This window comes from Algoriphagus aquimarinus (genome assembly GCF_007997215.1).
GTDB classification, from domain to species: Bacteria; Bacteroidota; Bacteroidia; order Cytophagales; family Cyclobacteriaceae; genus Algoriphagus; species Algoriphagus aquimarinus_A.
The window spans coordinates 45,714-65,562 of the sequence record NZ_VORW01000005.1; the positions used below are offsets into that span (position 1 = coordinate 45,714).

Consider the following 19,849-nt stretch of genomic DNA (forward strand, 5'->3'; position numbering starts at 1 on the left):
TAGTGGTAAATGCTGATGCTATTGCTTTTTTCACTCCGTTAAGGACGTGTAGATTTTTCTATAGGGTTTAACCCTTCGATGAATAGTTGTATTCCTACGTGGAGTACTTGCCCGCCCTTTTACATTTTGATTTATTTACCAATCTTCCGATTCCGTCGGTATTAACACATGCAATTCCTAATGGATAACATTTCTTTCCAGATTATTGTAGCAAATGCTTCTCACAAGGACTATTCCACTCAAATCACTGATGAGATGGAAAATTCTGCTAAAGCTCGTGGCACTGGTATAGCCAAGCGTAGCCCAGCTTATGTGGAAACCAAGATGGAGGAAGGAAAAGCTGTAATCGCGTTGACCTCTGACGGCAAATGGGCAGGTTTCTGCTACATTGAGGCTTGGGGGCATGGTAAATACGTCGCAAACTCTGGTTTGATCGTTTCTCCTGAATACAGAAAATACGGACTTGCCAGAAAGATCAAGAATGAAGTATTCAAACTTAGCCGTTTGAAATACCCAGACTCAAATATTTTCGGATTGACCACAGGTGCTGCCGTGATGAAAATCAACTCTGAATTAGGCTACATCCCTGTATCCTACTCAGACCTAACAGATGATAATGAATTCTGGAAAGGCTGCCAAAGCTGTGTCAATTACGAGATTCTAATGAGTAAAAACAGGCAAAACTGTCTTTGTACAGCTATGCTTTATGATCCCAACTCAAAGAGAAATCACACCCAAGAATTGGCACTACGTGATGATTTCAAGAAAGATCTCAAATTATTTGATCGCTGGGTTAGATTAAAGAAATACGTGATGCTTAAATTGAATAAGTCTAAGGACACCCTTACAAGCATCTTTTTATAAATCAATTCTTCCTTTTTGGAAGCAAAAACCATATTTCGATGAAATCGAGCATAACGAAGAACGATTCCCTATGGGTCGATTTTTCACCTTGCGAGATTCCATGTGACCTTTGAAAGAAAATAACAAACACATGAAAAAAATAGTTTTAGCCTACAGTGGAGGCTTGGATACCACATTTTGTGCCTTGCATCTGTCCAAAGAACTAGGATATGAAGTGCACGCTGTACTGGTAAACACAGGCGGATTTTCCAATGAAGAATTGAAAGACATTGAGGAAAGGGCAAAAGGTTTAGGTGTTGCTTCTTTCACTACGCTTCATGTAATGGATACTTATTATAATGAGGTGATTAAGTATTTGGTTTATGGCAACGTGCTAAAAAACCAAACATATCCGCTTTCTGTATCTGCTGAGCGTATTCTTCAGGCGAAATCACTGGCTGAATATGCGAAGTCAATCGGTGCTAAAGCGGTAGCTCACGGTTCTACAGGTGCTGGAAATGATCAAGTTAGATTTGATATGATCTTCCAAACGATCGTTCCAGACATCGAGATCGTCACTCCTATTCGTGATCTGAAACTGAGCCGTGCTGAGGAAATTGAATACTTGAAAAAGCATGGTGTATCGATGAACTTCGAGAAAGCCGCTTATTCTATTAATAAAGGTATTTGGGGTACTTCTGTAGGAGGAAAAGAGACACTTACTTCTTCTGATTACCTACCTGAAGAAGCCTGGCCAACTCAAGCTACAGAAACAGAACCTTTGGAATTGATCCTGTCTTTCGAGAAAGGAGAGCTCAAAGGAGTCGATGGTAAAAAATACGATGATTCAGTAGCAGCTATTCAAGCGCTTCAGGCAATGGCTGCGCCTTATGGCATCGGTCGTGACATTCACGTAGGTGATACGATTATCGGGATCAAAGGCCGTGTGGGTTTTGAAGCTGCTGCTCCAATAATTATCATTAAAGGACATCAGTTGCTTGAGAAGCACACACTTACTAAGTGGCAACTTTTCTGGAAAAATCAATTGGCTGAATTCTACGGCAATCACCTGCATGAAGGACATTACCTAGATCCAGTGATGAGAAATATGGAAGAATTCATGGCTAGCACTCAGACGTATGTGACGGGTGAAGTTCGAGTTCTGCTCCAACCGTTCCGATTCACTTTGCTTGGAATCACTTCTGATCACGATCTGATGTCCAATAAGTTTGGAAGCTATGGAGAAATGAACAAAGGCTATACTGCTGAAGATGTGAAAGGATTTACCCGCATTTTGGGTAACCAGACTTCGATTTTCCATAAGGTAAACTCAGGCAATGACTAAAATAAAAACAGCGATCATAGGCGCGGCGGGATATACTGGAGGCGAATTACTTCGTCTTCTGGTTCATCATCCTGCCTGCGAACTGGTCTACGTACATAGCAATAGCCAAAAGGGCAAAAAAGTAGCTGAGGTTCATCCGGATCTGATTGGAGATTGTGATCTGGTGTTCACAGATGAAGTACAAACGGAAGGAATTGAAGCTGTATTCTTAGGATTGCCACATGGTGAGACCAAAGGATTTCTAGATCAACATTCCTTCTCTCCTGAGACAGTTTTGATCGATTTGTCCACTGATTTCCGCGACGAGTCGAACGGCTTTACCTATGGTCTTCCAGAAGTGAATGCTAAGAAAATCAAGACTTCGAAGAAGATCGCAAATCCAGGCTGCTTTGCTACTGGAATCCAACTGGCATTACTTCCAGCTATCGCAAAAGGCTGGGTAAAAGACACGATTCAAATATCTGGAGTTACCGGAAGTACAGGTGCAGGAAAGAAACTAGCGGAGACTTCACACTTCAGCTACAGATCTTCAAATACATCTGTCTATAAGCTATTTACACATCAGCATTTAAAAGAGATTAATCAGACTTTCAAACAGCTAAACTCAAGCTTTTCATCTGAAATTCTCTTCGTTCCTTATCGTGGTAACTTCCCTAGAGGAATCTGGATTACTGCTTATTTCCCTTTCGAAGGCACTCAAGAAGAGGCAGTATCTGCCTATAAGGAATTTTATAAAGACGCTGCATTTACTCACGTATCTGATATCGACATCGATATGAAGCAAGCCGTGAATACAAATAAAGGCATAGTCTACGTGCAGAAAGAAGCAGGGCAATTGGTGATATATTCTGCCATTGACAACTTGCTCAAAGGAGCTTCCGGACAGGCTGTTCAGAATTACAATTTGGCATTTGGACTTGAGGAGAGGATGGGCTTGAATCTAAAAAGTATAGCATTCTAAATAGATTTTAGAAGCTAGACACAAGATTCAATATTTGGTGAGTGCTATTTCGAACTTCAGTATTCATCATTTCTCATTCATATATCTTCAAGTTTGAAATAGATGCCCGAGGTTCAAAAATACCCCGTAAATCGTATTTCGTAAATCGTAATTCAATATGAAATTATTTGATGTATATCCCCTAATCCCAGTGACCATTGCAAAGGCTGATGGAGCAAAACTTTGGGATGAAAACGGACAAGAATATATAGACTTATATGGTGGTCACGCAGTGATTTCCATTGGTCATACTCATCCACACTACGTGAAGCGAATCAAAGATCAGTTGGATCAGATCGCTTTTTACTCCAACTCTGTTCAAATTCCTATTCAAAAGGAATACGCTGCAAAACTAGGCGAGCTTTCAGGCTATCCTGAATACGAGCTTTTCCTTTGTAACTCTGGAGCTGAAGCCAACGAGAACGCGATCAAACTAGCATCTTTCGCAACTGGAAAATCTGGGTTTATCGCCTTCTCAGGAGGTTTTCACGGTAGAACTTCCGGTGCAGTTGCTTTAACAGACAATCCAAAAATCGTCGCTCCTTGCAATGCACGCGAGGATTTCCATATTCTTCCTTGGGCAGATTTAGATGCTGTGGAAGAGGTTTTGAAATCAAATGAAATAGCCGGAATAATCATTGAAGGCATTCAGGGTGTAAACGGAATTCAGGTTCCAAGTCCAGAATTCCTTCAGGGATTAGCCTCACTAGCGAAGAAATATGAGGCCAAATTGATCTTGGATGAAGTTCAGTCAGGCTTTGGTAGAACGGGGAAATTCTTTGCGCATCAATTGGTAGATGGAGTAAGCCCCGATATCATTAGCATGGCTAAAGGAATGGGAAATGGATTTCCAATTGGTGGAATCTTAATCGCTCCTGAATTCAAAGCTACATACGGGCTGCTCGGAACTACTTTTGGAGGCAATCAGCTTGCATGCGCGGCTGGTTTGGCAGTAGTGGAAGTTATTGAAAAAGAAAACCTTCTGGAAAATGCCACAAAACTCGGAGAGAAGCTTATAGCAGAGTTGAAAGGAATTTCTGGAATCACGGCTATTCGTGGTACAGGCTTGATGATCGGGATTGATCTTGATCGGGAAGCTGGTCCTGTTCGTTCTGAATTGGTGAAAAAATACCACATGTTCACAGGAAGTGCCGCAGGAAAGAATACGATAAGACTCTTGCCTCCTTTAAATATCGAGTGGAATCAGTTAAATTCGTTTATATCCGCATTAAAAGAAATCTTAAGTCAATCCCCTTCCAGTTAATCTAATGGCCAATATTATCCAGCCACTACAGCACTTTACAAAGTTTGAATCCTTCGATCTGGGCAACCAGCTAATCGAACAAGCTTTAGCATACAAGGCAAACCCAGCTCTAGATAAAGCTAAAGGAGAAGGAAAACGCATTGGATGTGTTTTCCTAAACCCATCTCTTAGAACGCGTGTTTCTACACAGCTTGCTGCTTTGAACCTGGGAATGGAGCCTATAGTGCTGAATATGGACAAGGAAGGTTGGGCGCTGGAAATGCAAGATGGAGCAGTAATGAATCGTGGCACCGTCGAGCACATCAAAGACGCGGCGGCTGTTTTAGGTTCGTACTTTGATATTCTTGCGATTCGTGCTTTTCCTTCGTTGACAAATAGAGAAGAAGACACCTCTGATTTTGTATTTTCTCAGTTTGTAAAGTACTCAGGAGTACCTGTAGTCAGCTTGGAATCTGCCACGCGTCACCCACTTCAAAGTCTTGCTGATCAGATTACAATCAGAGAAAATTGGTCAGGAAAAAAGAAGCCAAAAGTTGTATTGACATGGGGACCGCATATTAAGGCGATTCCTCATGCAGTTGCGAATTCATTTGCAGAATGGACACTTGGAATGGATCATGATCTAACAATTACCCATCCTACCGGTTATGAACTGGATGAAGAATTTACCAAAGGAGCTTCTATAGAATATGATCAAAGTAAGGCGTTAAAAGACGCTGATTTTGTGTATGTTAAAAACTGGTCATCTTTCAATGATTATGGGAAAATCCTTTCAACTGATGCCTCATGGATGCTTACTGAAAAGCATTTTGAACATGCTGAAAATGCTAAAGTAATGCATTGTCTTCCTGTGCGAAGAAATTTGGAGTTGTCTGATGAGATCTTGGATGGCAAACGTTCTTTAGTACAGCAGCAAGCCAAAAACAGAATATATGCTGCGCAAGCGGCGATTAGCCACCTGCTAGGAAAATAAATAAAGACTTACGCCCAATGAAAATTAGTGTAATTAAAATCGGAGGTAACGTCATCGACTTTCCTGAGAAACTAGATGAATTTTTAGCTCTTTTCGCCAAATTCCCTGGACATAAAATACTTGTTCATGGTGGTGGAATTATGGCCTCCCGCTTTGGTGAATCTCTTGGAGTAATGCCTGAAATGGTGGACGGAAGAAGAATCACAGATCAGGATACGCTGGATGTGGTAACTATGGTCTATGCCGGTTTAATCAATAAAAACCTGGTAGCAAAACTTCAAGCGCTTAAAGTAAATGCGATTGGAATGTGTGGAGCTGATGGTAATATCATTCGTTCTATCAAGCGTCCAGTGAAGGATATTGACTATGGATTTGTAGGTGATATTCAAGAGGTTAATACCAAGTTGATTGATCATTTACTTTCAGGAGATTTACTTCCAGTGGTGAATGCTATTACGCATGACGCCAAAGGTCAATTACTCAATACTAACGCTGATAGTATTGCCTCTGCCCTAGCTACCAGCCTTGCAAAAGAACATCAAGTCAATCTTTATTTTTGTTTCAATAAGAGCGGGGTTTTGATTGATGAGAAGAATGAAAACTCCATCATTCCACTTATCAATGAGGACATTTACGCAGAACTTCGAAAGGAAAATGTGATTCACTCTGGGATGATACCTAAGCTTGACAATGCTTTCGAAGCATTAGAAAAGGGGGTAAATCATGTATGGATTGGCAAGGCTGAAAACCTACATTTGGCAGCAAAGGGTAAACTTTCAGGAACAACTATAGAGAGAAGTCGCTATGACCTCTATTAAATCAAATAATTGAAACCAACCATGGCTTTATATGATGATGCAGTACAACTTCTCACTCAGTTAATAGAAATCCCTTCTTATTCTAAAGAAGAAAGTTCTACTGCCGAAGTTATTGAGGAATTTTTCACTGCACGGGATATAGAAGTCCATAAATCAGGCTACAACATCTGGGCTTTTGCAAACCCTTTTGACAAGAAAAAGCCTACTATCTGGCTGAATTCACATCATGACACAGTAAAGCCAAATGCTGGCTATACCAAAGATCCTTTTCTGGCAATTACACAAGATGGAAAACTATTTGGACTGGGAAGTAATGATGCCGGAGGACCTTTAGTAAGTTTGATGGCTGCTTTTTCGCATTTCTATGGACAGGAACTTCCTTTTAATCTTATCATAATTGCATCTGCTGAGGAGGAAATTTCTGGTAAAAATGGAATTGCCTCGGTCATTGACCAACTTCCTCCATGTGATTTGGCTATCGTCGGAGAACCTACACTGATGGATATGGCCGTTGCCGAAAAAGGCCTTATGGTGATCGATGCAAAAGTTCACGGAAAAGCCGGACATGCAGCTCGTGAGGAAGGTGTAAATGCTATTTATTTAGCTTTAGATGATCTTCAAAAGATCAAAGATTTTGAATTCAAAAAGACTTCACCATTCCTCGGCAAGACAAAAGTCTCTGCAACAGTAATTCATTCCGGACAGCAGCATAATGTTGTTCCAGATCTTTGCGAATTTGTATTAGACGTCCGTGTCACCGATGCGTATTCTTTGGAAGGAGCTTTGGGAGAATTGAAAGGATCACTCAGCGCTGAACTGACCCCTCGCTCTATGAGACTTCAATCTTCACATGTCCCGGAAGGTCATCTGATTCTGAAAGTTGGTGAACAGCTAGGACTAAAAACCTACGGAAGTCCTACCCTATCTGATCAGGCTCTGATCCCCTACCCATCCGTAAAAATCGGCCCGGGAGATTCCGCAAGGTCACATTCTGCAGATGAATATATTTACTTGAATGAAATTCAGAAAGGCATAGAAGGCTATATCAAAATACTTGATACTTACGCTGACTTGCTAACTCAAACTAATTAGAAATGAAACTTTGGCAAAAAGAAACAGGAAGCAAAAAGGAAGTTGAATCCTTTACCATCGGTCGCGATCCTGAATTTGATATACTTTTGGCACCTTTCGATGTGCTTGGATCTATGGCTCATGCGCAGATGCTATCCACTATTGGCTTGCTGACTATAGAAGAAAATGCAATCCTACAACGTGGTCTCAAGGATATTTACTTAGAAATAGAAAAAGGAGAATTTGAAATAGCTCCAGGTGTGGAAGATGTACATTCTCAGGTTGAGTTTTTGTTAACTGAACGATTTGGTGATGTAGGTAAGAAGCTTCATAGCGGCAGAAGCAGAAATGATCAGGTTTTGGTTGACTTGAAACTCTATTATAGAGCTGCGATTCATGAATTGGTGGAAGAAAGCTCCGCGCTTTTTGAACAATTGATAGAATTGGCTGAGAAACATAAAGCTGACTTGATGCCAGGTTATACGCATACACAGCTTGCTATGCCTTCCTCTTTTGGTCTTTGGTTCAGTTCTTTTGCCGAAGGCTTAAGTGAAGATCTTGGTATGTTGAAGGCTGCTTTTGACTTGGCTAATAAGAATCCTCTGGGTTCTGCAGCGGGCTATGGTTCTAGTTTTCCATTAAATAGAACTATGACTACAGATCTACTGGGTTTTGCAGATCTACATCACAATGTGCTGAATGCTCAAAATAGTCGAGGGAAAACAGAGCGTACCTTATCATTTGCGATGGCAGGAATGGCAGGAACTTTAAATCGTCTGGCTTCCGATGTGTGTATTTTTATGAATCAACACTTTGCATTCATTGGATTCCCAGATGATCTGACCACAGGTAGTAGTATCATGCCTCACAAGAAAAATCCAGATGTGTTTGAATTAATAAGAGCGAAAACAAATCAGATTCAGTCGGTACCAAATTCTGTCTCAATGATTTTGACAAATACTACTACTGGCTACCATAGAGATCTACAATTACTTAAAGAGGAAATTTTCCCTGCTTTGGAAAGTCTAAAATCTTGTCTAAGTATGAGTGCTTTTATGCTCAAGTCTATCAAGGTCAAAGAGAATATTTTGTCAGATCCATTTTACAAGCATGTATTCTCAGTAGAGGTAGTTAACGACTTGGTCTTGAAAGGAACACCTTTCAGGGATGCGTACAAGCAAGTGGGGATGGATATTGAATCGGGCAATTTTGTACCTGATCAAAGCAAGCTAAATCACACCCATGAAGGAAGTATTGGGAACTTAAATCTTAAGGAAATTCAGAATAAAATGAAGAAATCTATCCAACTATTTAATTTTAAAGACGTAGAGCATTCCATAGAAGATCTTTTAAAATAAGACCAGACGTAGGTTTTATGCATTTAATTTGAATCATACCATACAAAAATTTATTTTTACTTGATATCAAGAAGAAAATTTCATTTTTAATCCTAACCCATCACCAGAATGAATACCCTTTTTGGAAGTAATTTAAAGTATGATTTAAAGGCCAGTTTAGTGGTTTTTCTGGTTGCATTGCCTCTTTGCTTAGGAATTGCTATAGCAAGTGGAGCACCGCCAATGTCCGGCCTAATTGCAGGAATTGTTGGGGGAATAGTGGTGGGAGCTTTATCTGGATCCCATGTAAGTGTAAGTGGACCTGCGGCAGGATTGACTGTAATCGTACTTGATTCAATTAGCAGCATGGGCACATTTCCACTTTTTCTAGCTACGCTGGTAATTGCAGGCCTGTTTCAGCTCGCATTGGGAATTTCGAAAGCTGGTGTGATTGGTTATTACTTTCCTCATGCTGTCATAAAAGGAATGCTAACGGCTATAGGTCTGATTTTAATTCTGAAACAAATCCCACACGCACTTGGATACGATGTGGATTTGATGGGTGATGAAGCGTTTTTGCAGACTGATAATCACAATACCTTTTCTGAAATTTGGTATGCTATCCAATATTCTAGTATAGGTGCTATTCCTATTGTACTTGTAGCAATGGGTATTTTGATACTTTTTGAAAGACCAAAAATCAAAAATCATAAAATATTTGGAGTCGTTCCAGGCGCTCTATGGGCAGTATTATCTGGGATTCTTATCAATCTTCTATATGGTATCTGGAAACCAGAATGGCAACTTGGAGGTGACCATCTAGTTAATATTCCTGTCTTGGATAATTTGAGCCAAATAGGTGATTTGCTGACGTTTCCGGATTTTTCCATGATTGGAGAAAGTAACTTCTGGATCGTTGCTGCCACGATTGCTATCATTGGTAGTTTAGAAACCTTACTAAGTATTGATGCTGCAGATAAACTAGACCCTCAAAAAAGAACTACTCCTCCCAGCAAAGAACTTGTGGCTCAAGGAATAGGTAATTCTATTTCAGGTTTAATCGGAGGCTTACCTATTACTGCGGTCATTGTTAGAAGTTCGGCTAATGTCGCTTCAGGAGCTAAGACCAAAATGTCTGCTGTCCTTCATGGAGTACTTTTGATGATTTTGGTATTGAGTATTCCAAGTATCCTTAATTTGATACCACTCAGTTGTCTTGCAGCAGTACTCTTTTTAGTAGGATACAAACTTGCAAAGCCATCTATTTTCAAAAGTATTTACAAAAATGGTTGGGACCAATTTATTCCTTTTATAGTCACTGTAGTTGCTATCCTGTTTACTGATCTTTTGGTAGGGATAGGTATTGGAATGGTTTTCGGATTATTCTTTGTGGTGAAAACAAATTTCGTTCGTTCTGTAACTTTGACAGAAATGAATGGAAACTATCTTTTGAAGCTACAAAAGGATGTTTCTTTCCTAAATAAAGCACTTTTGATGAAAAATATAGCTCAAATCCCTTCCGGCAGCAAGGTGATCATCAATGCTCAAAAAGCTCAATTTATTGATCATGACATTCAGGAAGTGTTAAATGACTTTATAGCCTCCTGTCCCGATAAAAATATTAGTATAACAGTAGAAGGATTTAAGTATAAAATTCACGAAAACATATGAGCCCCTACGAGAAATTATTGATTCAGAACAAGTCCTGGTCAGCTGATCAAAAGCAGACCGATGAGCATTTTTTTGAAAGACTAGCACAGCAGCAAAGCCCTAAATTCCTATGGATTGGTTGCTCTGATAGTAGAGTTCCAGCAAATCAAATCACGGGAACGGATCCTGGAGAAATTTTCGTGCATCGCAACATCGCGAATATGGTGGTACATACAGATCTCAATTTGCTCAGTGTATTAGAATATGCGGTAGCAGTGTTGAAAGTAGAGCATATCATCGTATGCGGCCACTATGGCTGCGGAGGTATAGAAGCTGCTCTAGGCAATAAAAGCTTTGGACTAATCAACAAATGGCTTCTAAACATCAAGGAAGTCTATAAAGTCTATCAAAAAGAGATAGATGCAATTGAAAATCATGAAGATAAAGTGAATGCGCTAGTAGAATTCAATGTAATCGAGCAATGCCAAGATCTAATTAAAACGTCAATTATTCAGAAAGCTTGGAGGGATAGATCTGCTCCGAAAGTTCATGGATGGGCTTATGGAATAAAAGATGGTTTGGTGAAAGAATTGCTAAATATTGAACCTGATTTTCAGAACATTAATCCTATTTTCAGATTCGATCTGGAAGAATTAGATAAATAATTTCAAAGTTTTTTGGTCAGCGAGTGAAAAAATATTTTGATTTTCCACTCGCTGACCCTTTATTTGCATCATCCTTTCACTTTTAAGTGCTCGGATTTATATAGAAGAGGCGAGAGACAGGCTCATAGACCCTCTGGCAACCTGGAAAGTCCAAGGTGCCAATTCCTGCCAAATGAGATAATCTTATTTGGAACTATAAGTTCAATGTAAAATGCACTCAGGATACTACTCACAACTCTCTCTTTCAACATCATTCTTGGTAAAGCATCATGCTTTATTTTCCTGTTGATTCCTTTTCGCCTATTCCGGAGCAATTCCCCATAGGCTTTTTAATGTTCACTATTTTTCAAACCATAAATCCCAAAAAAACATGTCAAAAAACCTTCATTTCGACACACTGCAAGTTCACGCGGGACAGGAACCTGATTCAGCTACAAACTCACGCGCAGTACCTATTTATCAAACGACTTCCTATGTATTCAACTCAGCAGAGCACGGTGCAAATCTTTTTGGGCTGAAGGAATTCGGGAATATTTACACTAGGATCATGAATCCTACTACGGATGTTTTTGAGAAGAGAATTGCCGCGTTAGAAGGAGGAGTGGCTGCAGTCGCTACCAGTTCTGGTCAAGCTGCGCAATTTCTAGCCTTAAATAATATCATGGAGGTTGGAGACAACTTTGTCTCTAGCCCATTTCTATACGGAGGAACTTTCAATCAATTTAAAGTTTCTTTTAAGAGAATCGGCATTGATGCCCGCTTTGCTAAGGGTAAAGATGCTGCAGATTTCGAAGCACTGATAGACGATAAAACAAAAGCAATCTATCTGGAAACTATTGGAAATCCTGAATTTAATATTCCTGATTTCGAAGCCATAGCAGCAGTGGCGAAGAAACATGATATTCCATTGGTAGTGGATAACACCTTCGGTGCCGGAGGATATTTATGTCAGCCTATCGCTCACGGAGCAAATATTGTCACATCATCAGCTACAAAATGGATCGGTGGTCACGGTACTTCTATCGGTGGAATTATCGTTGATGGCGGAAACTTCAACTGGGGAAATGGGAAATTCAAGCAGTTCTCTGAGCCTTCAGAAGGATATCATGGATTGAATTTCTGGGAGGTTTTTGGAGAAAAGAATCCATTAGGACTTCCAAATATAGCTTTTGCGATCCGTGCTAGAGTAGAAGGTCTTCGTGACTTTGGCCCTGCTATCAGCCCATTCAATTCCTTCCTTTTACTTCAAGGAATAGAAACACTTTCTCTACGAGTAAAGAAAACTGTTGAAAACACCCTGGCTTTGGCGCAATGGCTAGAAGCACATCCTTCTGTTCAGAAAGTGAATTACCCAGGATTGAAATCATCACCATACCATGAGTTAGCTAAGAAATACCTAACAAATGGCTTTGGCGGGGTATTGAGCTTTGAGCTAAAAGGCGACAAGGAGCAGGCTTCTTCCCTGATCAATAATCTGGAATTAATTTCTCACTTAGCCAATGTGGGTGATGCGAAGACATTAATCATACAGCCAGCAGCAACTACTCATCAGCAGTTATCCGACGAGGAACAATTAGCAGCTGGAGTCACTCCTACACTATTGAGAATCTCATGTGGTATCGAACACATTGAAGATATCAAGTCGGATTTGCAGCAAGCTTTCGATAAAATCTAACACAACAAATGAATCTTAAAAGTAAGTACGCTTTGATTACCATGACCCAGGAAATATTTCATTCTAATTTGCCTTTACAGCTGGAATCAGGAGAATTTCTTCCTGAATTTGATCTTGGCTATACCACATATGGTCAGCTCAATTCCGATAAATCCAATGTAATCTGGGTTATTCATGCGCTTACCGGCGATTCTAATGCATCTGAATGGTGGAATGGTCTGATCGGAGAAGACAAGTTCTTTGATCCTGCAGATCATTTCATCATCTGTGCAAATCTTTTGGGCTCTTGCTATGGCTCTACACAGCCTTTTAGTACCAATCTCAAGACTGGTAAGCCATATTATTACGATTTCCCTCAGATGACCACAAGAGACCTCGCTGAGGGATTGGAACGCTTGAGGATTCATTTGAAAATAGAATCAATTCATAGCCTCATAGGAGGATCTTTGGGAGGACAAGTAGGATTAGAATGGGCGTATGTCTTAGGCAATAAGCTTAAGAATGCAATTATTTTAGCATCCACTCCTAAGACCAGACCCTGGGTGATCGGCTTCAATGAAACCCAACGTATGGCGATAGAGTCGGATTGCACCTGGGGAGAATGTCATGAAGCCGCTGGTCAAAAAGGGTTGGAAACTGCTCGGGCAATAGCTATGCTTACGTACAGACATCCACTTGACTTGGCTACTAAACAAGCTGACTCAGAGAATAAATTAGATGATTACCGTGCAGCATCTTATCTCCGATATCAGGGGCAGAAGCTAGCCAAACGATTTAATGCACTATCCTATTGGACACTGAGTAAAACGATGGATTCCCATGATTTGGGAAGAAATCGCGGTGGTTTAGATGAAGCTTTAGGGAAAATTGAAGCAAATGTATTGGCAATTGGAGTTAATTCTGATTTGCTGTTTCTTCCTGAGGAATCTCAGTATATAAGCCAAAAAGTGAAAAAAGGCACTTACAAAGAAATCACTTCAACTGCCGGACATGATGCATTTCTGATTGAATTTGAGCAGCTTTCCTATATTCTGAAGTCGTTTTATCTTCAAAACAAAAGCTAACAGAGAAATAAATAAATTGGTAAAATAAATAAGGCATTTATCACTGCCTTATTTTTTTACTCTATTCCATTCTACTGTTCGACTCACCCATGAGTCTCCTAGGTACCCTTTGATCTCCAAAATATCTTTCTTTTTCAGTTGTAAATCACAGGCATATGTTACGCCAGATTTAGGATCATATATTTTTCCATCAGACCAAATCCCATCTTTAAATTTTAATCCTTCCAAAATGGTAAGCCCCATCAAGGGTCGATTTCTTAAACTTGTATCAGAATTCACGGTATCTGTGAATGCTTCAAGATCACCATCTTCATGTTTGATCCAGATCAGTTTGCCAATCACTTCATCATTATTTTCCATGATCTCAATCTGAGCTGTTTTTTCAGTATTGAACCAAACGCCCACTATCTTTGACTTAGACTGTGCCTGTACATTTTCTGCTCCTAATAGTAAGAAGAAGATACTTATTAAAGTATACTGATATATTTTCATAAAAAATTAATTTAAAGTACTTAGAATATGGCTAATTATGATTCTAAATGATTAGACCCTAAAACCATACCCAATAAGAATTGTTTTTCCAATGTTTGAATAACCGGTGCTACAATCTATATACTAGATTAAAAAGTCAGTTGGATTTCGTAATGCTGAATATTCTTTGTTCCTAACTTACATTTTTTCACAAATCTCCCCTTCTGTAGATTAAAAAAAACGCATAAAATCATCTTATCATACTGATTAACAGGACATTAAATTAATATTGAAAATCAAAAATCTTCATTCCCCTAAACTTTAAAAGACTTATTTCAGCATAATAAAATGAAACAAATACTTTGGATAAAAATCAGTTTTATCACCAAATAATCACCTATAATCAATAAGTGGATTAACAGATTGCCCAGACGCAATCGTAAATTCAAACTAATGAAAATCCAGTCGCTTTGGGGAATCTATTTCTCATTCATATGCCATTAAAGGTGATTCAGGAATTATCAACAAACTTTTTCAGGTATGGTTTGACACTTAAATACACTAGGAATCACCAAAGTTAAAATTGCCAAACTCTGTCTTCTTCTTACCATGAAAAATATCTCTCTTTAACTAGATCAAAGTGAAAAGTGTCAGTTTTTTCAAAATCTGAAGAAAAAGTCATTAAAATCCTTTATCAGGAATAGATTGGCAATATCCTTGGGGAAAGTTACTTTTGAGCAGAAATCATAATCTATGGCCAACTATCCACGCAAGAAAAAGACACTAGGACACTTCAAATTTGGAAGTGTACTCTTCAGCACTACCCTCTCACTTTTCATAGTAGGTCTTTTCGGAGTGATCTTGATTCAGGCTAAAACGCTTACAAGTATGATCCGGGAGAATATTGAGGTTCAGGTATTCTTAGAGAAAAACCTAGAGCAAAAAGACCTTGATGCTATTCACGATAACCTATCTCAGCGATCTTTTATCCTTCAAAAAGGTGACACGCTGAATCTTGCGTTTGTCTCAGACGAAGAAGCTGCAGCTACATTTATAGAAAGTACAGGAGAAGACTTCACACAATTCCTGGAGGACAATCCGCTACGGGACAGTTTCGTATTGACTATCGCTGAGGAATTCCAGACTTCAGAGCAGCTTGAAGCAATCGTAGCAGAAATCCAGGCTATTCCCGGAGTGTTTGAAGTTTCTTACATGACCGATTTGGTAGATTCTATTAATAAGAACCTACTCAAAGTCAGTTTGGTGCTAGGAGGATTCATTTTAATTCTGATCATCACGGTAGTTATGCTGATCAATAACACCATCAGATTAGCCTTATTTTCCCAGCGTTTTCTAATTCGCTCCATGCAATTAGTTGGCGCGACCAGAGGATTTATCAGAAAGCCTTTCCTTTCGAGAGCATTTCTATTTGGAATGATGGCAGGGGCATTTGCTTCAGTGATTCTTTTCGCCCTAGTGAAATATACTCAGGCAAATATTGAGGGATTTGCAATGCTTCAAAATCAACAATTACTCTTAGTGCTCTTTGGTTTATTAATCACTGTAGGTGGAATTCTTTCTGTCTTGAGTACCTTAAGAGCTGTGAATAAGTATTTAAACATGTCTTTGGACGAACTCTATTAATATAATGAGCAAATCTTCTTTCCCTTTTTCCCGCAAAAATTACAAGCTGATGTTTATCGGCATCGGTCTGATCATCCTTGGATTTATCATTATAGGACTGGATAGCGAACCACACGGCAATGGCGTTTTAGGTTTGACTATTGGCCCAATCGTGACTTTGGCGGGTTTCATATTCGAGTTTTACGCGATTTTTGCCAAGTCTGAGGCAAATTCCTGATTTATTATATGGGCTAGTTTACTAGCCTCTTTATCCCCTATAAAATGCAGCAAGAGCCTTACGGAGAAGTTTTTCTAATCAATAAACCTCTCGAATGGACATCTTTTGATGTAGTGAAAAAAGTCAGAAACGCGCTCCGCATAAAGAAAGTTGGGCATGCAGGTACACTTGATCCTTTAGCTACTGGCCTTCTCATCGTGTGTGCAGGTAAAATGACTAAGCAAATTGACTCGTTCATGGGTCAAGAAAAGGAATACACAGGAACTTTCGTAATTGGAGCTACCACAGATTCTTTTGACTTAGAGCAACCTGTAATTCAAGTAGCAGATCCATCTCATATTACTTTAGAACAAGTAACAGCTGCAGTAGCTGAGCTTACCGGTGATATCTTGCAAATCCCTCCTATGCACTCTGCTATTAAAGTAGATGGCAAAAGGGTGTATGAATCTGCTCGTAAAGGTGTGGATGTAAAAATGGAACCTAGGCCTGTCACGGTCAGTGAATTCGAAATCACCAAGTTTGAAAATCCTGTCGTTGAGTTTAGAATAGTTTGTTCCAAAGGCACATATATACGTAGCTTGGCTAGAGATCTAGGAGAAAAACTTAATGTAGGCGCTTACATGAGTTCGCTTTGCAGAACAAGAATTGGTAATTTCAAAAACTCAGAAGCTCATGAACTTTTAGCTTTAGTAGAAGAAATCAAAGCAAGGACAAATGAAATCGAGCATGATGAAAAAGGTCGCACAGAGGGATGATTATAATGCATGCGAGATTCCATATGGCCTTTAAAAGTCAAATTATTATCATATGAAAATCTATGAAGGCCTAAGTGATTTCCCCAAGCTCTCCAACGCGGTAGTAACCAGCGGTACATTTGATGGAGTGCATCTTGGGCATCAGAAAATCCTTCAGCGAATCCGTGAAATAGCTCGCTCTATAAATGGCGAGACGGTACTGATTACATTTTGGCCGCATCCACGGCTAGTGCTTTATCCAGACGAGCATAATCTTAGGCTCTTAAGTACATTTGAGGAAAAGGCTAAGCTCCTTCGTCAACTGGGCATTGATCACTTAGTTACAATTCCATTTACCAAAGAATTCTCCCAACTTTCTTCCAAGGAATTTATAGAAACCGTACTGGTCGATACTATCCAAACCAAAAAGCTGGTAATAGGATATGATCATCGCTTTGGTAAAAATCGTGAAGGAAGTTTCGAATACCTCCAAGCCCATCATGAAGAATATGGATTTGATCTGGAGGAGATTTCTAGGCAAGACGTAGAAGATATTGGCGTATCGAGCACCAAAATCCGCCATGCTTTAGAAACCAGCGATATTGAAACCGCCATTAATTACTTGGGGAGACCTTATGAATTGAATGGCTTGGTAATCAAAGGGCAGCAGATCGGCAGATCAATAGGCTTCCCTACTGCCAATATCCATATACCAAACGACTACAAACTTATCCCCAAAGACGGCGTTTACGCTGTAGAGGCTTTGGTGAATGGAGTTCTATATAAGGCCATGCTGAATATAGGGAATCGACCTACGGTCAATGGCACTCAAAAGACTGTAGAAGCTAATTTATTTGATTTCCAAGGTGATTTGTATGACAAACAGATCACGATATACATCAAAGCTTTTCTTCGTGAGGAGAAAAAATTTGATGGATTAGAAGCGTTGAAACAACAACTATTTTTAGATCAGAAGAATGCCAAGAACTTCTTATAAACCCAAAATATATGATCAACAAAACTGTAAAAAATGCCCGTGAAGCAGTAGCAGACATTCCCAGCAATTGCATGCTGATGATGGGAGGCTTTGGCCTTACAGGCATTCCCGAAAACTGTATTTCTGCACTTTTAGAAAAAGATATTTCCGGTTTGACTATCGTTTCAAACAATGCAGGAGTAGATGATTTTGGCATTGGGCTTTTGCTGAAAAAGCGAATGGTCAAAAAAATGATTTCAAGCTATGTAGGCGAGAACGCTGAGTTTGAGCGACAATTACTCAGCGGAGAACTTGAAGTAGATTTGATCCCACAAGGGACACTTGCTGAGCGTGTACGTGCAGGTGGAGCTGGTATTCCAGCATTCTTTACCCCTGCTGGAGTCGGTACAGAAGTCGCTGAAGGCAAGGAATCCCGAGAATTTGATGGCAAAATGTATCTATTAGAAAGCTGGCTCAAAGCTGACTTTTCTATCGTGAAAGCCTGGAAAGGCGATACCGCTGGCAATTTGATTTTCAAAGGAACTGCTAGAAACTTCAATCCGATTATGGCGGCAGCTGGTAAAATATGTATCGCCGAAGTTGAAGAGTTGGTAGAAGCTGGCGAACTCGATCCGAATCAAATTCATACCCCTGGAATTTATGTTCAGCGTATTTTTCAAGGAGTGGATTATGAAAAAAGAATTGAGCAGAGAACAGTCTCCAAATAGTTTGAAAGATTGAATATTATTTTTCAAACATTTCTTCGACTTCAAAAACAAACCCAAAATGCTAACAAAAGATCAAATAGCTCAGCGAATTGCCAAAGAGGTGAAGAATGGGCAATACATAAATTTAGGCATAGGAATTCCCACGTTAGTAGCCAATTACATTCCGGAAAAGTTAGAAGTTGTACTTCAATCGGAAAATGGACTTCTCGGAATTGGCCCCTTCCCTACTGAGGATCAAATTGACCCAGACCTTATCAATGCCGGGAAGCAAACAGTTACCATGGCAAAAGGCTCTTCTCTTTTTAATTCTGCGGAATCCTTTGGAATGATTCGTGGAGGTCACGTGCACCTGACTATTCTTGGCGCAATGGAGGTTTCCGAAAATGGAGATATCTCAAACTGGAAGATCCCTGGTAAAATGGTGAAAGGAATGGGTGGAGCTATGGACCTCGTTGCTTCGGCAGATAATATTATCGTGGCGATGCAGCATTGCTCTCGGTCAGGTGAATCCAAACTTCTACCCGAGTGTTCGCTTCCAATTACAGGAATTCGCTGTGTTAAGAAAATAGTCACTGATCTGGCCGTTTTAGACATCTCCCCAGAAGGTGGCTTTATATTAAAAGAAAGAGCTCCAGGAGTTTCTGTCGAAGAAATAAAAGCCAAAACCGCCGGTAAATTGATCATTGAAGGTGAAATACCTGAGATGATTTTTGAATAAAATCAGCAAAAATGAACTCAGGCAACGCTCATGAAGTTAACCTGATTAATTTTGCAGAATCATCACAGGGATTCCAGGGGAATCAAACTATCACACATGAAATCGAGCCTGCCTGAGTCAGACAGGCATTATTCACCCGTTGCTAATTTTGCTACTTATGACATGTGTGAGATTCCTCCCGATAGCTATCGGGATGGCCTTTAAAAGACAAATAATAATCATATGAAAAATTCAGAGATCAAATTCCAAATCGACTTAGACGAAAACAGTTTCCCAAAAACCATCAAGTGGGATGCTTCCGATAAAGAAGGAGAAGGTATGGAAGATACGAAAAGCATAAGTCTAAACGTATGGGACAATCAGAATCACAGTACACTTCGAATCGATCTATGGACCGAAGAAATGTCAGTGGTAGAAATGAAGCGTTTTTACATTGACATCTTGGGAGGGATGGCACAAACTATCCTAAATAGTACTGCAGATGAGTATATGTCTGAGGAGATAAAAGAGCTATGTGATCGACTAGTCAAACATGTTAACGAAGAAAATAAGGAAGGTTAATTTTTCCTTTTATCCCTAAAAAAGTCCGACTATAATCGGGCTTTTTTGTTATTAGCGGATTTTAGAAAAAAAGTATGGTTTTATGAATCGTTAAC

The 19,849-nt window shown here is 39.7% G+C and carries 20 protein-coding genes and 1 riboswitch; of the genes, 19 read left to right on the plus strand and 1 reads right to left on the minus strand.

The window, feature by feature from the left end:
• Positions 1 to 180: 180 nt before the first annotated feature.
• From ESV85_RS10380 to metX, 12 genes are all read left to right on the plus strand, one after another.
• Positions 181 to 864, plus strand: a complete 684-nt coding sequence (locus ESV85_RS10380) for a GNAT family N-acetyltransferase (RefSeq protein ID WP_146917640.1) — start codon at positions 181 to 183, stop codon at positions 862 to 864.
• A 130-nt stretch (positions 865 to 994) separates the two neighbouring features.
• On the plus strand, positions 995 to 2,188 hold the full coding sequence (locus ESV85_RS10385; protein WP_146917306.1) for an argininosuccinate synthase: 1,194 nt from the start codon (positions 995 to 997) through the stop codon (positions 2,186 to 2,188).
• Complete coding sequence (gene argC / locus ESV85_RS10390; protein WP_146917307.1) at positions 2,181 to 3,149, plus strand: N-acetyl-gamma-glutamyl-phosphate reductase; 969 nt, start codon at positions 2,181 to 2,183, stop codon at positions 3,147 to 3,149. The genes ESV85_RS10385 and argC overlap by 8 nt, the downstream gene beginning before the upstream one ends.
• Before the next feature lie 157 nt (positions 3,150 to 3,306).
• Positions 3,307 to 4,452, plus strand: a complete 1,146-nt coding sequence (locus ESV85_RS10395) for an aspartate aminotransferase family protein (protein WP_146917310.1) — start codon at positions 3,307 to 3,309, stop codon at positions 4,450 to 4,452.
• A 4-nt stretch (positions 4,453 to 4,456) separates the two neighbouring features.
• Complete coding sequence (locus ESV85_RS10400) at positions 4,457 to 5,425, plus strand: acetylornithine carbamoyltransferase (RefSeq protein WP_146917313.1); 969 nt, start codon at positions 4,457 to 4,459, stop codon at positions 5,423 to 5,425.
• Positions 5,426 to 5,442: 17 nt separating this feature from the next.
• On the plus strand, positions 5,443 to 6,243 hold the full coding sequence (gene argB, locus ESV85_RS10405; RefSeq protein WP_146917315.1) for an acetylglutamate kinase: 801 nt from the start codon (positions 5,443 to 5,445) through the stop codon (positions 6,241 to 6,243).
• Positions 6,244 to 6,264: 21 nt separating this feature from the next.
• Positions 6,265 to 7,335, plus strand: coding sequence for a M20 family metallo-hydrolase (locus ESV85_RS10410; protein ID WP_146917318.1), 1,071 nt, complete (start codon positions 6,265 to 6,267; stop codon positions 7,333 to 7,335).
• A gap of 2 nt (positions 7,336 to 7,337) precedes the next feature.
• The gene (gene argH, locus ESV85_RS10415) at positions 7,338 to 8,672 is read left to right on the plus strand and encodes an argininosuccinate lyase (protein ID WP_146917321.1); all 1,335 of its coding nucleotides are present in this window, start codon (positions 7,338 to 7,340) and stop codon (positions 8,670 to 8,672) included.
• Between the two features lie 108 nt (positions 8,673 to 8,780).
• A complete protein-coding gene (locus ESV85_RS10420; protein ID WP_146917323.1) occupies positions 8,781 to 10,322 on the plus strand; it encodes a SulP family inorganic anion transporter in 1,542 nt (513 codons plus the stop codon).
• Positions 10,319 to 10,966, plus strand: a complete 648-nt coding sequence (gene can, locus ESV85_RS10425) for a carbonate dehydratase (RefSeq protein WP_146917325.1) — start codon at positions 10,319 to 10,321, stop codon at positions 10,964 to 10,966. Before ESV85_RS10420 ends, can begins: the two co-directional genes overlap by 4 nt.
• A gap of 93 nt (positions 10,967 to 11,059) precedes the next feature.
• Positions 11,060 to 11,168: riboswitch (SAM riboswitch) on the plus strand.
• Positions 11,169 to 11,336: 168 nt separating this feature from the next.
• Positions 11,337 to 12,641 carry an O-acetylhomoserine aminocarboxypropyltransferase/cysteine synthase family protein gene (locus ESV85_RS10430; protein ID WP_146917328.1) on the plus strand — a complete coding sequence of 435 codons (1,305 nt, stop codon included), beginning with the start codon at positions 11,337 to 11,339 and terminating at the stop codon, positions 12,639 to 12,641.
• A gap of 8 nt (positions 12,642 to 12,649) precedes the next feature.
• Complete coding sequence (gene metX / locus ESV85_RS10435; protein ID WP_146917331.1) at positions 12,650 to 13,705, plus strand: homoserine O-acetyltransferase family protein; 1,056 nt, start codon at positions 12,650 to 12,652, stop codon at positions 13,703 to 13,705.
• Positions 13,706 to 13,753: 48 nt separating this feature from the next.
• Here metX and ESV85_RS10440 read toward each other — a convergent pair whose 3' ends face one another.
• Complete coding sequence (locus ESV85_RS10440; RefSeq protein ID WP_146917334.1) at positions 13,754 to 14,197, minus strand: DUF2147 domain-containing protein; 444 nt, start codon at positions 14,195 to 14,197, stop codon at positions 13,754 to 13,756.
• Positions 14,198 to 14,929: 732 nt separating this feature from the next.
• Between ESV85_RS10440 and ESV85_RS10445 the strand changes: the two genes are divergently transcribed.
• From ESV85_RS10445 to gldC, 7 genes are all read left to right on the plus strand, one after another.
• Positions 14,930 to 15,820, plus strand: coding sequence for a cell division protein FtsX (locus ESV85_RS10445; protein ID WP_146917337.1), 891 nt, complete (start codon positions 14,930 to 14,932; stop codon positions 15,818 to 15,820).
• A 4-nt stretch (positions 15,821 to 15,824) separates the two neighbouring features.
• Positions 15,825 to 16,037 carry a DUF3098 domain-containing protein gene (locus ESV85_RS10450; RefSeq protein WP_146917340.1) on the plus strand — a complete coding sequence of 71 codons (213 nt, stop codon included), beginning with the start codon at positions 15,825 to 15,827 and terminating at the stop codon, positions 16,035 to 16,037.
• Positions 16,038 to 16,081: 44 nt separating this feature from the next.
• Entirely contained in the window at positions 16,082 to 16,792 is a 711-nt protein-coding gene (truB, locus tag ESV85_RS10455; RefSeq protein WP_146917342.1) for a tRNA pseudouridine(55) synthase TruB, read from the plus strand.
• A gap of 52 nt (positions 16,793 to 16,844) precedes the next feature.
• Positions 16,845 to 17,768: a bifunctional riboflavin kinase/FAD synthetase gene (locus ESV85_RS10460; RefSeq protein WP_146917345.1), complete on the plus strand. Its 924-nt coding sequence runs from the start codon at positions 16,845 to 16,847 to the stop codon at positions 17,766 to 17,768.
• Positions 17,769 to 17,779: 11 nt separating this feature from the next.
• Positions 17,780 to 18,475: a CoA transferase subunit A gene (locus ESV85_RS10465; protein WP_146917348.1), complete on the plus strand. Its 696-nt coding sequence runs from the start codon at positions 17,780 to 17,782 to the stop codon at positions 18,473 to 18,475.
• A 58-nt stretch (positions 18,476 to 18,533) separates the two neighbouring features.
• On the plus strand, positions 18,534 to 19,193 hold the full coding sequence (locus tag ESV85_RS10470; protein WP_146917351.1) for a 3-oxoacid CoA-transferase subunit B: 660 nt from the start codon (positions 18,534 to 18,536) through the stop codon (positions 19,191 to 19,193).
• 222 nt (positions 19,194 to 19,415) lie between these two features.
• Complete coding sequence (gldC, locus tag ESV85_RS10475; RefSeq protein ID WP_146917354.1) at positions 19,416 to 19,754, plus strand: gliding motility protein GldC; 339 nt, start codon at positions 19,416 to 19,418, stop codon at positions 19,752 to 19,754.
• Positions 19,755 to 19,849: the final 95 nt, after the last annotated feature.